The 15,701-nt window shown below is 54.4% G+C and carries 13 protein-coding genes; 10 read left to right on the top strand and 3 right to left on the bottom strand.

Annotated elements, in window-relative coordinates:
- Positions 1-72: 72 nt before the first annotated feature.
- Both TMES_RS04435 and TMES_RS04430 read left to right on the top strand, forming a co-directional pair.
- On the top strand, positions 73-1,257 hold the full coding sequence (locus tag TMES_RS04435) for a BaiN/RdsA family NAD(P)/FAD-dependent oxidoreductase (RefSeq protein ID WP_085579941.1): 1,185 nt from the start codon (positions 73-75) through the stop codon (positions 1,255-1,257).
- Between the two features lie 240 nt (positions 1,258-1,497).
- Positions 1,498-1,683 carry a PLDc N-terminal domain-containing protein gene (locus tag TMES_RS04430; RefSeq protein WP_085579939.1) on the top strand — a complete coding sequence of 62 codons (186 nt, stop codon included), beginning with the start codon at positions 1,498-1,500 and terminating at the stop codon, positions 1,681-1,683.
- A gap of 97 nt (positions 1,684-1,780) precedes the next feature.
- Here TMES_RS04430 and TMES_RS04425 read toward each other — a convergent pair whose 3' ends face one another.
- Complete coding sequence (locus TMES_RS04425) at positions 1,781-3,562, bottom strand: TRAP transporter permease (protein WP_085579937.1); 1,782 nt, start codon at positions 3,560-3,562, stop codon at positions 1,781-1,783.
- A gap of 77 nt (positions 3,563-3,639) precedes the next feature.
- Positions 3,640-4,605, bottom strand: coding sequence for a TAXI family TRAP transporter solute-binding subunit (locus TMES_RS04420; protein ID WP_245835208.1), 966 nt, complete (start codon positions 4,603-4,605; stop codon positions 3,640-3,642).
- A gap of 512 nt (positions 4,606-5,117) precedes the next feature.
- On the opposite strand from TMES_RS04420, the gene TMES_RS04415 reads away from it, so the two are divergent.
- From TMES_RS04415 to TMES_RS04385, 6 genes are all read left to right on the top strand, one after another.
- Positions 5,118-6,461 carry an MFS transporter gene (locus tag TMES_RS04415; RefSeq protein WP_143589536.1) on the top strand — a complete coding sequence of 448 codons (1,344 nt, stop codon included), beginning with the start codon at positions 5,118-5,120 and terminating at the stop codon, positions 6,459-6,461.
- Positions 6,462-6,704: 243 nt separating this feature from the next.
- On the top strand, positions 6,705-8,897 hold the full coding sequence (locus TMES_RS04410) for a malate synthase G (protein WP_085579933.1): 2,193 nt from the start codon (positions 6,705-6,707) through the stop codon (positions 8,895-8,897).
- A 554-nt stretch (positions 8,898-9,451) separates the two neighbouring features.
- On the top strand, positions 9,452-10,288 hold the full coding sequence (locus tag TMES_RS04400; protein ID WP_158091191.1) for an ABC transporter substrate-binding protein: 837 nt from the start codon (positions 9,452-9,454) through the stop codon (positions 10,286-10,288).
- Positions 10,289-10,291: 3 nt separating this feature from the next.
- Complete coding sequence (locus tag TMES_RS04395) at positions 10,292-11,038, top strand: amino acid ABC transporter permease (protein WP_211275868.1); 747 nt, start codon at positions 10,292-10,294, stop codon at positions 11,036-11,038.
- Positions 11,038-11,772, top strand: coding sequence for an amino acid ABC transporter ATP-binding protein (locus tag TMES_RS04390; protein WP_085579928.1), 735 nt, complete (start codon positions 11,038-11,040; stop codon positions 11,770-11,772). The genes TMES_RS04395 and TMES_RS04390 overlap by 1 nt, the downstream gene beginning before the upstream one ends.
- The gene (locus TMES_RS04385; protein ID WP_085579926.1) at positions 11,769-12,428 is read left to right on the top strand and encodes an amino acid ABC transporter permease; all 660 of its coding nucleotides are present in this window, start codon (positions 11,769-11,771) and stop codon (positions 12,426-12,428) included. Before TMES_RS04390 ends, TMES_RS04385 begins: the two co-directional genes overlap by 4 nt.
- A 99-nt stretch (positions 12,429-12,527) precedes the next feature.
- Here the strand turns inward: TMES_RS04385 and map are convergent, their stop codons facing one another.
- A complete protein-coding gene (gene map / locus TMES_RS04380) occupies positions 12,528-13,280 on the bottom strand; it encodes a type I methionyl aminopeptidase (protein WP_085579924.1) in 753 nt (250 codons plus the stop codon).
- Positions 13,281-13,601: 321 nt separating this feature from the next.
- Between map and TMES_RS04375 the strand changes: the two genes are divergently transcribed.
- Together TMES_RS04375 and TMES_RS04370 are read left to right on the top strand one after the other, a co-directional pair.
- Positions 13,602-14,237: a trimeric intracellular cation channel family protein gene (locus TMES_RS04375; protein ID WP_085579922.1), complete on the top strand. Its 636-nt coding sequence runs from the start codon at positions 13,602-13,604 to the stop codon at positions 14,235-14,237.
- A gap of 249 nt (positions 14,238-14,486) precedes the next feature.
- Positions 14,487-15,665, top strand: coding sequence for a fumarylacetoacetate hydrolase family protein (locus TMES_RS04370; protein WP_085579920.1), 1,179 nt, complete (start codon positions 14,487-14,489; stop codon positions 15,663-15,665).
- Positions 15,666-15,701 lie beyond the last annotated feature (36 nt).

Here is a 15,701-nt window from a genome sequence, read left to right as displayed (position 1 = left end):
GACAGGGCGACGTTTTAGCCCTATAAACGGCCCGTTTCCATTTATGTCATGACAGAAAAGAATCGAGCGGCTGTGAAAAACCTGGATGTAATCGTTATTGGCGCCGGTGCCGCCGGCCTGATGTGTGCCATCGAGGCCGGTAATCGGGGCCGGTCGGTAATGGTGATCGATCATGCCGACCAACCGGCGGAAAAAATCCGGATTTCCGGGGGCGGGCGCTGCAATTTTACCAATCTGCATGCCAAACCGGAAAACTACATTTCACAAAACAAACGGTTCTGCGTATCAGCGCTGAAACGCTATACCCAGCACGATTTTATTGCCCTGGTTGATCGCTATAATATCGACTGGCATGAAAAAACCCTTGGTCAGCTGTTCTGTGACGAAAGCGCATTTCAAATCATCGATATGCTGCTTAATGAATGTGACGATGTGGATGTGGACATCAAACTGTCCACCAGCATCAAGGAAATTGAAGCCGCACCCGAGGGCGGGTATTTTGTAACATCGCTTAGCGGCGCGCGCTGGCATTGTCAGTCGCTGGTGGTGGCATGTGGCGGTTTGTCGATCCCGAAAATCGGGGCGACCGGCTTTGGCTATCAAATCGCGCGGCAATTTGGTCTGGAAATTATTCCCACCCGCGCCGCCCTTGTCCCACTTACATTTGACCCTGACACCCGGGCGGATCTGGGCCAGATGGCCGGTATTTCGGTCGATGCGGTTGTGGCGCATCAGAAAACCCGTTTTCGCGAAGGCTTGCTGTTTACCCATCGCGGGTTAAGCGGCCCGTCGATTTTGCAAATATCATCCTATTGGCGCGAAGCCGAAACCATCCAGATCAACCTGAACCCGGAACAGGATGCGTTTGATTTGTTAAAATCGGCCAAGGAAGAAACGCCAAAACAGATGGTGCATAACGTGCTGTCACGTATGTTGCCCAACCGCCTGGCGCAATATATTACCGCCAAACATGGCCTTGAACGCCCGATTGGCGAAACCGGCGACAAGGCCCTGCGCAAACTGGCAAGCGATGTTAATCAATGGCAAATTGCTCCGCAAGGCAGCGAAGGATATCGCACCGCCGAGGTCACACTGGGCGGGGTTGATACCCGCGAATTATCGTCGCAGACCATGGAAAGCCGCAAGGCACCAGGCCTTTATTTCATTGGCGAGGTGGTCGATGTTACCGGCCATCTGGGCGGGTTTAACTTTCAATGGGCATGGTCTTCGGGCTGGTGTGCCGGGCAAGTGGTTTAACAACAAACCCGGCCCGTCTTTTATGCCTGGCTAACCGCCCTGCCGGGATTCACAACCGGTTTCTCCCTTTTTCTGACAAAGAGAAAAGTCTATTGCGCCAACCTGCCTACAAGGCCCTGATCTTTTAAAAACCCGAAATATTGAAGCGGGAACATTACCCGTTAACCGGCGTTTCATTGTTAATTGGCAAATAGCCGACGGTGGAAACACCACCTTTTAAACAACAAACGAGGTTGGGTCATGACAGGATTTGGCGGTGTTTTAGGCATTATCATTTTAATCGCCGACATTTGGGCGATTATTAATGTGTTCGGCAGTGGCGCAAGCTTAGGTGCGAAAATCTTGTGGACAATCCTTATTCTTGTCCTGCCGGTACTTGGCCTGATTATCTGGTTTTTCGCCGGTCCGCGCAGCGGTCGGGTATAGTTTAACCAGCCCGGCGATAATACATTTTCCTCCCAAGGAAAAGACGGCCGCTGTAACAGGCGACCGTCTTTTTTATTTTGTCTGTTTTCAGCTGCCGCTACAGGCCAAAGGCAAAAACCACCAGCCCCCCGGCCACCACCAGCGACAAACGTGTCAGCCACGGGCGGGCAGATATAATACCATAGGAAATAGCGCCCAAACCAACCGCAACCTTTAATGTTGCCGCCACCGCCAAGACCGGATGGCTGGCCAACGCAATCAGGGACGGGTTGGCGACCATGGCAAGTGGCACCAGATAAAGGCCAACGCCGAGCGACATGGCGGTTCCGGCGACCTTAAGCCAGTTTTCCTCGACCATCCCGGCGGCAATAAACACCGCCCCGCACACTGGCGGCGTAATGGTCGATAACAGCGCAAACCAGAAGACAAACAAATGCGCCTGCAACGGGTCCAGCCCCAGTTCGCCAAGGGCAGGCCCGGCAACGGATACGCAAATCACATAGGCCGCCGTGGTCGGCACTTCCATGCCCAGCACCAGACAGGCAATGGCGGTTAACACCAAAGCAGGCCACAACATGCCGCCCGACCCTGATAGCAATAACGAGGTGATTTTCACCCCCAGTCCGGTCAGGCCTAAAACGCCAATCACGATGGAGGCACATAAAATGATCGAGGCGATCATGGAAATTTGCCGCCCGGCATTCAGGCATACATCGATGTAGCGGTCGCGGGTGCGCCGTAAATCAAAGGTCAGCCCGGCATCAAAAAACAGCAAGATCGCCCCGGCCAAAAGGGCAATACAGGCGGCGTATTGCGGTGTATAACCACCGCCAAACATGCCCCACAACAGCACCGTGAACGGCACCAGAAAAAAGGCCGAGGTAATAACAACCGCCCGCATTGCCGGCCGGTCTTCATCAGGCAAGCCCGGCAGGTCATAACGCCCGGCATAGGCGTTAATGCCAATCCAGACGGCCAGAAAATACAAAAACGCTGGCGGCAATGCCGCCACCATAATTTCGGAATAGGGATGCCCGGTAAGCTCCACCATCACAAACGCACCGGCCCCCATCAAAGGTGGCATGATCTGCCCGCCCGATGATGCCACCGCCTCAACCGCCGCGGCCAACCGTTTGGGATAGCCCAGCCGCGTCATGGCAGGCAGCGTAATTGCCCCGGTTGAGGCGACATTGGCCGACGCCGAGCCCGATATTGAACCAAACAAAGCCGATGAAATAACCGAAACCTTGGCCGCGCCGCCGCGCAAGCGCCCGGCAGCAGCCCCGGCAACATTCATAAAGCCCTGCCCGGCTTCACCGGCATTTAAAACCGCGCCAAAAATCACAAAAATCGCAACAATGCTAACCGAAACACCGGTCAGGCTGCCCCAAAGACCCCCTTCGGCAATGGTCAGTGTGCCCAGCATGCTTTCAACCGGCAATCCGCCATGGCCAAATTCGCCGGGAATATATTGCCCCCAAAAGCCATAAGCCAGGGCCAGCGAGGCCACCATCGGCAACGGCCAGCCAATGGCACGGCGCGCCATTTCCAGCACAATTCCCAATAATGCCAGTGACAAAACAATCTGGAAATTATCGGCCAAAAACCCGTATTGGTCGGAAAGTTCGCTGTGATGCCACGCGATCCAGCCGCATCCAAACAGACCAATGGCGGCAAGAACCATGCCGCTTGTTTTTTGTGCCGGTGTTTTGGCCACAAAAACCAGCGCCCACGGCAAAGCCAGCGCCATATGCAACGGGCGACTTACCAGATTGGGAACAAGGCCGGAAAAAATCAGCCACAGGTGAAAAACAATGGATACGGCCCCAAGGGCGATCCAGACCGGGCGGGCAAGGCCCGGATGGGAAGCAGATTGCATGACATTCCTGAAACAGAAGGCCCGGCACGACACAAACGGACATACCGGGCCACAAGGGCAGATGACGTCAAGGACGCTTATTTTTGATCATCGCGGACCGGAAAACCGGCTTCGGCATAATAACGCAAGGCACCCGGATGGATTTTGCCTTTGATATTTGCCAGCATTTCCGGTGTTACACCTTTCCACCACTGGGCATCCTGGCCCATTTTGGCTTTCTGGCCCCAATAGGTTTTGGTCAGGGCATAGGCGGTATCGTCATCCATGGCGGTGGTGGCATAGGCAATAACCGACAGGGATGATGTGTGAATGTCATCGGTCTGGCCGCTATAAGTACCTGCCGGAATAACCGCAAGGTCACGCCCGGTTTTTGCAATCTGGTCATCGCTTAACGACAGAACTTTAACATCCATGCCTGCAGCAGCCTCGATCACGTTCGGCGCAGGCCACGAACCTGCGGTCACAAACGCATCAATCTGGCCGTTTTTAAGGGCAGAAACGGCGTTGGACAATTCGGCACTGGCCAGCTTGACCTTGTCATTCAGGCCAAACAATTCCAGATATTTTTCGCCTTCTTTGGCCCCGAAAGACCCCTTGCCCAGCAAAACGGTTTTACCTTCAAGGTCGGCAAAACTGTTAATCCCGCGATCGGCACGGGCAACAAAATGCATGGTCAGCGACGGAATGGGAAACAGCGCGCGAACATCGGCAAATTTATCGGTCGGGCGCCCTTTGAACGGGCCAGTCCCCGCCTGCGCGGATGCAACCAGAGCGGGCGGAGATGTAAACATATAGTTGCCTGGCCGGACCGACGCTTCCATCACGTTCTGAACCGAGCCCTGGCTTTCTTCGACCGTGACAATAATATCGCCCTTGGTGCCGGTTTTTGTGGCTTCGGCAAACTGGGCCGCCATCTGATAATAGGATGACGCCGATTTGGCCGATTTAAGGGTCACGCGGGTTTCGGCCTGTGCCGTTGTTCCCCATGCGCCCAACAGGCCCAAACCTGCTGCCAAAACACCGATTGTACGTAAAACTTTCAAGATATCCTCCCGTTTTTCGGCCAGCCCCATAATCTTCTATCTGGCCGTTTACCGTTCAATTGCGCAAAATTCCACCCGCTATGTGGCAAATCCTCGCAAATTTCAACCAATTCCAGATCATAGAAGGCATCGGGCGCGCAAAGGTCAAGTAACTTGTCGATCCAAAAATTACCCGCCGCAACGCAGCATTTTGATCGCTATCAGTCTGTCCTCGCATTGCTGTAAATCGATGGCCAACCCGCAATTGAACAACGCCCGTTTGGTGTGGCATTGCTGTCATGTTTGTTTTCGTGTCATGGTTGCGAATTGAATGCTGGTATTTCGGGGGAAAATGCCCTATGTGCGGCAATCTCGTCAGGGTGTCGGGGATATGTTCCCCGATGCTGCCGGGAACACCCCGGGATGAAATACGTTCCTGAAAACCATACACGTTTTACCCTTGGCAGATTGACAGCCCCGCTGTCGATCCGGCAGGGTATTTGCATAAATCCTGCAACGCCCTGAGGTTGGCCATGCCGCGTTCGCCTATTGCGATGATTATTGCCCTGTCGGCGACCCTTTTTGCTGCCTTCACCCTTAATTCCGGGTCATCGCTGCAATCATCGCTGCTGGCGTTGCGGGCGTCCTCCGAAGGGTTTGCGCCGATCTATACCGGTATCATTATGGCGTCCTATTATTCCGGCTTTGTTGGCGGGATCATATGGGGTGCATCTTTGGTAAACCGGGTCGGTCATATCCGCACCTTTGCCGCCCTGGCATCGACCGGCTCGGCCATTACCTTGCTGCATGCCGTGTTTGTCGACCCCATTACATGGTCGCTGTTTCGCGCCATGACCGGGCTTTGCCTATCGGGTCTGTATCTGGTGGTGGAAAGCTGGTTAAACGAACAGGTCGATAATAATTCACGCGGCGCGATGATGGCGGCCTATATGACCGTTTCGCTGGGCGGGCTGGCCCTGGGCCAGTTAATGCTCAACCTGTCGCCCATTTCGGGGTTTGAACTGTTCACCCTGGCCTCGGTTCTGTTATCGCTATCGCTGGTGCCAATTGCCCTGACCCGCCAGCCGCCCCCGGCGGCGGTCAGTCGTGAACGCATGAAATTGCGCCGGTTGTTCACTATTTCGCCACTTGGTTTTATCGGCGCGGCGGGTAGCGGTGTTTTTTCGGGGGCCATTTACGGTGTCGGCCCGGTTTTTGCCGCCGATCTGGGCTTGCCCACCGCCGAGATCGCCACCTTTATGTTTTTTGTCATTCTGGGCGGCATGGTTTTGCAATGGCCGATTGGCCGGGCATCGGACATGGTGCCTCGCCAGTATGTTCTGATTGGCTTGTTGCTTGGCCTGATCATAACCGGCCTTGTTCCCTATGCCATGCCCGACGTAATCCGGGCCAATCTGTCATTGTGGGGGGCGTTGCTCGGTGTGTTTACCATGCCGGTCTATGCCATTTCAGTGGCCTATGTGAATGACTATCTGACCCCGGATGATTTTGTCCCCGCCAGTGGCGCACTTTTAATTGTCTATGGCGGCTCGGCGGCCTTTGGCCCGATTGTCGGTTCCATGTTCCTTGATTATTTCGGCCCTTGGGGCCTGCCATTACTGTTTTCGATCGTTGGCTGTGCCATGGCGATTTTTGCCATCTATCGGGCCGGTTTCGGGCGTCGCATCACGCTGGAAGAACAGGGGACATTCGTGGCCGTACCGCGCACGACCCCCATGGTCACCGAATTATCCCCGCTGGGTGACGAAATTGCCGCCGACGAGGAAGCAACTGCCGCACAGGCCGACGAGGACAACAACAACAACGACACCAGCATCCTCACCCGCGAAATATCATCCCCGCCCAAGGGGCACTAACGCCTGCAACGCTATCTTTGCCTGACTACCGGGTCAGACAGCCCCGTAACGAACCGGTCGCCAGATTTGTGGCGCCCGGCACGGATCATTTCGCCAGATCAAACGTTTTCCATAATGCGGAAAACATCCCACGGATTTGAAAGCTGTGGTGGACCGGGGATGGTGCAGCCCCTTATGCTGTGTTCAGACAACGGGGCATGCTAACAAGCACCCGGTTATACATGATCACTGGCGAGAGGAAACATGACCCAAAGAATCAGCAAAGGTAGCCTGCAGGTTGCAACCGTGTTGCATGATCTGGTGGCAAACGAAGTCCTTCCGGGCACCGGGGTGGATGCAGATGCGTTCTGGGCATCTTTTGAAAAGCTGGTGACCGAACTGGGCCCGCGCAACCGCGCCCTTCTGGCCAAACGCGATGACTTGCAGGCGCAGATTGACGACTGGCATCTGTCGCGCCGCGATCAGGCCCGCGATCCTGCCGCCTACAAGGAGTTTTTGGCCGAAATCGGTTATTTGCTGCCCGAAGGCGATGACTTTTACATTACCACCACCAATGTTGACGCCGAAATTGCCCGCGTGGCCGGGCCGCAGCTGGTGGTGCCGGTCATGAATGCGCGTTATGCCCTTAATGCGGCCAATGCCCGTTGGGGCAGCCTTTATGATGCGCTTTATGGCACCGACGTCATTGATGATGAAGACGGCAAGGCAAAAGGCAAATCCTTTAACCCCGAACGCGGCGCTGCCGTGGTCGCCTATGCCGCCGATTTTCTCGATCACGCGGCGCCCCTGGCCAATGGCGCACATGCTGATGTGGTTAAGTATGAAGTCCGCGATAATGGCGCGGGCTGGTGGGCGCTTCAGGCAACATTGGCAGACGGCACCGAAACTGCGCTGGCTCAACCCTCGCAATTTATCGGCTTTAACGAAAAAGACGATGCCGTCAGCGCGATTTTGCTGCGCAATCATGGCCTGCATGTCGAAATCTCAATCGATCCCACCCATTTCATTGGCAAGGACCACCCCGCCGGTGTTGCCGGTGTGATTATGGAATCGGCCCTGACCACCATTCAGGATTGCGAAGATTCAATTGCCGCAGTTGATGCCGACGACAAGGTTCTGGTGTATCGCAACCTTTTGGGCCTGATGAAAGGCACACTGGAAGAACAGTTTGAAAAAGGCGGCAAAACCCTGACCCGGCGGCTCAACCCGGATCGGACCTATCAGGGCTTTGATGGTCAGGAAGTCACCCTGCCCGGTCGCAGCCTGATGCTGGTGCGCAATGTTGGCCACCTCATGACCAGTGATGCCATCCTCGATGGCGATGGCAACGAAGTGCCCGAAGGCTTCATGGATGCCATGATGACAGCGGTTATCGGCAAACACGATATTGACGGCAATAGCAGTGTTTCAAATTCGCGCGCGGGCAGCATTTACATTGTAAAACCCAAAATGCACGGGCCGGAAGAAGTCGCCCTTACCAGCGAGCTGTTTGCTTTCGCCGAGGAAGCCGCCGGTCTTGCGGCCCATACCCTTAAAGTCGGCATCATGGACGAGGAACGCCGCACCACGGTCAACCTCAAGGAATGCATTCGCGCGGCACAGGACCGGGTTGTGTTTATCAATACCGGGTTTCTGGATCGTACTGGCGATGAAATCCATACCAGCATGGAAGCAGGCCCCGTGGTCCGCAAGGAAGCCATGAAGGACCAATACTGGATTCAGGCTTACGAAAACTGGAATGTCGATATCGGCCTTGAATGCGGCATGAAGGGCATTGCCCAGATTGGCAAGGGCATGTGGGCGAAACCCGACCGCATGGCCGAAATGATGGAAGCCAAAATTGGCCATCCCAAAGCCGGTGCCAATTGTGCGTGGGTACCATCCCCCACGGCTGCCACCCTGCACGCGATGCATTATCACAAGGTCGATGTGCGCGCCGTTCAGGATGAAATTGGCAAGCGTGATCGCGCCAGCCTCGATGATATCCTTGCCATCCCCCGTCTGGGCGACCAGCACCCGATGCGCAGCGAAATTCAGGCAGAGCTGGACAATAACGCCCAGGGTATTCTCGGCTATGTCGTGCGCTGGATTGACGCCGGGGTGGGCTGCTCCAAGGTGCCCGATATCAACAATGTCGGCCTGATGGAAGACCGTGCCACCTTGCGCATTTCCAGCCAGCACATTGCCAACTGGCTGCATCATGGCCTGTGTGACAAAGAACAGGTGATGGAAACCCTGAAACGCATGGCCGCCGTGGTGGACCAGCAAAATGCCGGTGATGCCGATTACCGCAACATGGCCCCCAATTTTGACGACAGCGTTGCCTTTCAGGCCGCCTGTGATCTGGTGTTCAAGGGCCGCGAACAGCCCAACGGCTATACCGAACCGGTCCTGCATGCGCGCCGCCGCGAAGCCAAGGCAAAATACGGGGCCTGATCACCCCAGCCAGACCAACCCTTATTGGGCCCGACCGGCCCATAAGGGTTTGGTCGGCAGTTGTCCGTCAAAAAAACCAACCCTGCCCGGTGGTGCAACAAGCTTTACCGGGCTTTAAATACCAACAAACCCCGCCCTTTCGTGGCGGGGTTTGTTGTATCCGGCGCTCAACACCCAGCCCCAAAGACGCATTTACCATCCAAGCAGGCCCCATGCAGTATTTTTTGCAATGACACAATAAAATAAACAATAACTGCAAGTTGAATTATATAAATAAGTGTATTTTTAATTTTGTCAGTAATATTACTTAAATTATCGAGCGATTTATCGATCCAAAAACAGAAATTTTTTCTTTTATACTCAATAACCACTTTCCAATAATTTGAAATTTTTCCCAATTTTTGAAAATTATTTATATTAGACATTTTTTTATTTACTTACTATGGTGGTGAAACTTCATCGTCACTTCGTAATGACACACAAAATGGGAATGCTGTTGTCCTTCAGGGACAACCATAATGCATTCCGCCAATCAGCACTTCAGGAGGCTACAAATGAAAAACATCTTTCGAAAACTTGCGCCTGCCGCTGCCATGCTTGCCATGGCAACAATGGCTTCGGCCAATGCGCAGGCAGAAACTTTAACCGCCGGGGTCGAAGCAGCCTTTCCGCCCTGGGCCTATGTTGAAGACGGCAAATACAAAGGCATTGCCATTGATGCCATGCGCGCAATTGCCAAAGATCAGGGCCTGGAAGTGAAATTCAAGGACCTTCCGTGGCCATCGCTGATCCCCGCCCTGGTCAAAGGGCGTATTGATCTTCTCGTCACCGGGCTCAACGTGACACCGGAACGCGCCAAGGCGCTCGATTTCACCATCCCGTGGTGGGAAAATGACGACGAAATTCTCGTCCCCAAAGATTCCGACAAAAATTTGATCACAGCCATGTGCTGTGGCGCGACAATTGGCGCGCAGGGCGGTGCAACCCAGTTCAAATGGCTGGAAGATAATCTGGCGTCAAATGACAAGGTCGGCGTAACCCTGCGCGGTTACGAAGACTATGTTACCGCAATCGCCGACATGCTTGCCGGACGACTGGATGCTGTTGTGACCTCAACCGATACCGCCGAGGACTTCATTGCCAAAGGACGCCCGATCAAGATCGTGGGGACCATTCAGCAAAACCAGCCCCAGGCACTTGCCGTTCAAAAGGGTGATCCGAAAAAATTGCTCGGCAAAATCAATGCAGGGATCATGAACATCTATAAATCCGGTCAATGGGCCGAAATTGTCCATTCCTATGCGCCGCAATCGACCATTCGCGATATCCCGACGTCGATGCCTGCCTATGTTGATACCTATCAGGGCGACATTCCCGGTTACACGAAGTAACTGATGGCTGGCCGTATTGCTGCCCCGCCACAGGTGCGGCAATACGGCATTCCTTTCCGTTCCAACGAGCATGAAAACATGATTTTCGAAACGTTGTTAAGCCAGATGCCATATCTGGTACACGGCCTTACAGTCGCAATCGGGTTACTTGTTTGCCTGTTATCACTGGGGCTGGCTTTGGGGTTAGTGCTTGCGATCCTTGAAGTTTACGGTCATTGGACCTTACGATTGGTCTGCGTGCTATTCGAACGCGTTTTTCGCGGCATTCCGGCAATTGTGTTGCTGCTGCTGTTTTATTATGGCGTCACCGATTACATTGAAATGGGGTCGTTTACGGCGGCCGTTCTGGCATTGGGGTTACGCTCGGCGGCCTATCAGTCACAAATCTTTCGCGGCGCGTTTCTGTCTGTGCCCAACGGGCAAATGATGGCCGCGCGCGCCATGGGCATGAACAAGTTACAAGCGATCCGCGATATCATTATTCCCCAGGCTTTGCGCATGTCTATCGGGCCATGGACCAATGAATTTTCCAGTGAATTAAAGGCCACATCCCTTGCCTATGTCATTGGCGTCGTGGAACTCACCCGTCAGGCCAAGTACATTATTTCCAATACACAGGGCAATATCCTGGTCGTTTTTGGTGTGGTTGCGCTGATGTATTTCGTCGTCAATCGTGCAGGAAACTGGGCCCTGTACCGGTTAGAGAACCGTCTTTCTCTTCCGGGCTTTGAACACAGGGGAGACGCATAATGCTGCTGCGTGTTGAAAATATTCATAAAAGCTATGGTGCTGCTGAAATCCTCAAGGGTGTTTCATTTGACATGGCACCGGGTCAGTCAAAAGTCATCATGGGCCCCTCGGGCACCGGTAAATCAACACTTCTTCGCTGCATCAACCATCTCACCCCGCCCGATAAGGGGCGGATTTTTGTCGACGGCGAAGAACTTACGGCAAAAAACCTGAACACAATGCGCCAGAAGGTCGCCTTTGTATTTCAGGATTTCAACCTGTTCACACACTTGCGCACGGTCGAAAATGTTGCCATCGGGCCGCGTAAATTACGCGGTTTTGGCAAAAAGGCCGCCCTTGATCTGGCGTATAAAGAACTCGAACGTGTCGGGCTGTCGGATCGGGCGGATGCTTATCCCGCCGAGCTTTCAGGCGGGCAACAACAGCGCGCCTCGATTGCGCGCGCTCTTGCGATGGAACCCAAACTGATCCTGTTTGACGAGCCGACCAGCGCACTTGACCCGGAACTGACCGGCGAAGTGGTTTCGGTGATGAACAAGCTGGCATCCGAAGGCATGACGATGCTTGTGGTCAGCCACGAAATTGGTTTTGCTCGCAAGGCGGCCGATGAAATCATCTTCATGGAAGGTGGCAAAATCATTGAACAGGGGCCGCCGTCGCAAATTTTCAATGCCCCCCAACAGGACCGGACCCGTGCCTTCCTCAACGTGATTGAACACGGAGACGATGCATGAGCGCGTGGTTCGATTTCGCAATTGAACATTTGCCCTATGTCCTTCTGGGCGTTCCGACCACGTTGGGGTTGTGGGTATCGGCCATGACGATCGGTGCGATGCTGGGGCTTGTTCTGGCGTGGGCGCGCATTTACGGCAACCGGCCAATCTATGTGATTGCCACCATCTATGTGGAAATCTTTCGTGGCACCCCGATGCTGGTACAGATGTTTTTCATCTATCTGGGCTTGCCGGAAATTGGCATTGTCTTTGACCCGTTAACCGCTGCCGTTATCGCCATTGGCCTCAATACAGCGGCCTATCAGGCCGAATACTTGCGCGGCGCTGTTCGGTCCGTTCCCATGGGACAGATGACGGCGGCCCGTGCCCTTGGCATGGGAAAGTTTCAGGGCTTTGTGAACATCATCCTGCCCCAGGCCTTGCGCCGTGTTATTCCGCAGTGGTCGAACGAGGCTATTCTAGAGCTTAAATATACCTCGATCGCCTATGCCATCGGGGTCACCGAGATCACCGCGCGTGCCGAAAAAATCGGGTACGAGACGTTTCAGTTTTTCGAAGTCTTTTTATTGATCGCCGCAATATATGTCGTCATGACCAGTATCGTCGCACAACTGCTGCTGTTGTTGGAAAAGAAGGTCTCTGTCCCCGGGCTTTGAACGGTTTTCAAAACGCACTCACGGCGATCAGGCTGATATGATCACCAGTGCCACGCGCAAACTCCGCCTTCATATGGCGGGGTTTGTCGGCATCTGGTCTCAAGTCAGAATTTCATAGCCCTTGGCCGTAACCACAATGCTGTGTTCGTATTGCACCGTGGGCGCACCGGTATCGGCATACAGGGTCCAGCCATCGTCCTTGTCTTCGGTGGCCCATTCGGACCCCAGCGACAAAAACGGTTCAATGGTTATGACCTGGCCCTTTTTAAGGGTGCGACGTTCACGCGGGTCATCCCATGTGGCGATGGTGGCGGGCTCTTCATGCAAAGACCGGCCAACACCGTGACTGGCCAGATTACGGATCAGGGTATAGCCGTTTTTACGCGCGAAATTTTCCACCGTCAGGCCAATTTCGCGCAGTGGTGTGCCGTGGCGCACAGTGCGCACCGCCCGCATCATCACCTTGCGCCCGTCTTCGCACAGCTTTTTAATCTCGGGCCGGGATGCTTCAAACCCGCCTAGAACAAAGCTGGCACCGGTATCGGCGAAATAACCGTTTAGCGATGCCGAAACATCGACATTAACCAGATCGCCGGTTTGCAACACGCGCGGCCCGGGAATGCCATGGGCAACCACTTCGTTGACACTAATACAGGTCGCACCGGGAAAGCCATATTCCCCTTCAGGCGCCGAAATCGCCCCGGCGGCATCAAGCATGGCCCGGCCCATATCATCAAGCTCGGCCGTGGTCATGCCCGGCTCGGCGGCGGCGCACATGGCATCGCGTATATCGCCGCACAATCGCCCGATACGGCGCATGGCAACAAGGTCTGCTTCATTTTTAATTGTCATGCAAAGGCTATGCGATTTTCGCCAGCCAAAGTCAAGATTGCAGCACAACGCGAGAGGGTGCAAGGCCCCGCGCACGCCTACTTTATGCCGCTGCCCAGTGGCTTTAGAATAGGCCACGGCCGAAACAAACGGCACGAATTTAGACGCACGAATACGTGCCAATACTGGCATATCGCGCGCACGTGTGACATGCCCTTGTGTGCCATAACGGAACGCTTTGATACGTATAGACCCTTGCGAAAATCACGCTGGCGGATTATGCCGTGCCCGGTATGCTAAAAATGCGAAACGCCCTTATCAATCTGGCAATGGACGATCAAAATGACCATGACCGACATGACCTATTGGCTGGAACTGACCGGCGTTGCCGTTTTTGCCGTCACCGGGGCGCTTGAAGCATCGCGCCGGCAAATGGACATTGTCGGCTTTGTCCTGATCGCCACCTTTACCGGCATTGGTGGCGGCACGGTGCGCGATGTCATTACCGGTGAAACCCCGGTTTTCTGGATCCGCGACCCGGCCTGGATCATTACCTGCATTGCCAGTGCGGTGGTGGTTTATTTTACCGCCCACCTTTTGGAACGGCGTTATGTTGCGCTGATCTGGCTTGATGCGCTGGGGCTGGCGATGTTTGGCGTTACCGGGGCGGCGATTGGCCTTAACCTTCATCTTTCACCCCTGGTGGCGATTATTCTGGGCATGATCAGCGCCACCTTTGGCGGCATGGTCCGCGATGTGGTATGTAATGAGCTGCCGCTTATTTTACGCCCGGAAATCTATATTACCTCGGCGTTGTTAGGTGCCACCATTTACACGGTGGGAACCGCCATGCTGGAACTGCCCAAACAGCCCGTCGCACTGGCGGCATTTTTATGCGCTTTTGCCTTGCGCGCAGCCGCAATTAAATACCGGCTCAGTTTTCCGGTTTATCGCGCACGACCGGGCCGCGAATATTAAAATCCCTTGGTACGGGGACCAAACCAGCCCGAAACTGTTCGCGTAAGATTATCGGTCAATCCCAATTCATTAGCGGGAAAAATACCGCAATGTGACTGCAGCGTTCTCTTTGCAAAAATGATTCGGTATTTTATTGATAAAACACATTTTCCATGTTGTAGTCGCATTCACATTTTGCCTGCCTCCTGATAAGGTCTGGTTATGACCCGGCACGCCCCTCGATATTCACAACAATAACAGGCCAGTTTAATGCTTGAACATGCGATGAACGCCCAGGATATTTTGCCACAAGATTCCGAAACCGCCGTGCTGATTGGCCGGGTCTGGGACCCGCGCGTCAGCGGCCCGACCCCGGTTTTGATCGCGAATGGTACTTTGCGCGATATCAGCGCATTGGGTGCCACCACCAGCCAGCTTCTTGAACGTAGCGATCTGGTGGCAAAACTGCGCAACCCCAACGATTTTGCCATTCTCGGCACGCTTGACGATGCACTGGCCAACAGCACACCCGATGCCCACCTTGGCAAATTGCATATTCTGGCCCCCAACGATGTCCAGGCCGTCAAAGCCAGTGGCGTTACCTTTGTTTCCAGCTTGCTCGAACGTGTGATCGAGGAACAGGCGCGTGGCGATTCCTCGCGCGCCGACCAGATCCGCCGCGAAATTACCGACATTATCGGTGAAGACCTGTCGCAAATTCAGCCCGGCTCGCAAAAGGCCGCCGACATTAAAAAAGTGCTGTTGGAAAAAGGCGCCTGGTCGCAATATCTCGAAGTCGGTATTGGGCCCGATGCCGAAATTTTCACCAAGGCCCCGCCGATGTCATCGGTTGGCCATGGGGCCAATGTTGGCCTGCACCCGATTTCGCATTGGAACAACCCGGAACCTGAACTGGTGCTGGCCGTAACTTCAACCGGGCGCATTGTTGGTGCGACCTTGGGCAATGATGTAAACTTGCGCGATGTTGAAGGCCGCTCGGCCCTGTTGCTGGGCAAGGCAAAGGATAATAACGGGTCGTGTTCAATCGGCCCGTTCATTCGCCTGTTTGATGGTGATTTCACGCTGGAAAACGTCAAATCCGCCGATATTGCCCTGACCATTGACGGCGAAGACGGCTTCCACCTTGAAGGCGGCAGCTCGATGAGCAAAATCAGCCGCTCGCCGGAAAGCCTTGTCGGGCAGGCGATTGGCAAACATCACCAATATCCCGATGGCTTCATGCTGTTTTTGGGCACCATGTTTGCCCCGGTGCAGGATCGCGGTGCCAAGGGGGCTGGCTTTACCCATGAAACCGGCGATATCGTTAAAATATCGACCCCGCAACTCGGCACCCTGATCAACCGTGTCGACCGATCCGATAAAATTACCCCGTGGTCGTTTGGCATTACCGCCCTGATGGGCAATCTGGCCGCACGCGGCTTGCTGTAAACGGCGAGTTCGAAGCAGACACAGGGAATAAACAAA

Source organism: Thalassospira mesophila (assembly GCF_002115755.1).
Lineage (GTDB): Bacteria > Pseudomonadota > Alphaproteobacteria > Rhodospirillales > Thalassospiraceae > Thalassospira > Thalassospira mesophila.
This window is presented reverse-complemented; position numbering and strand designations above follow the sequence as displayed.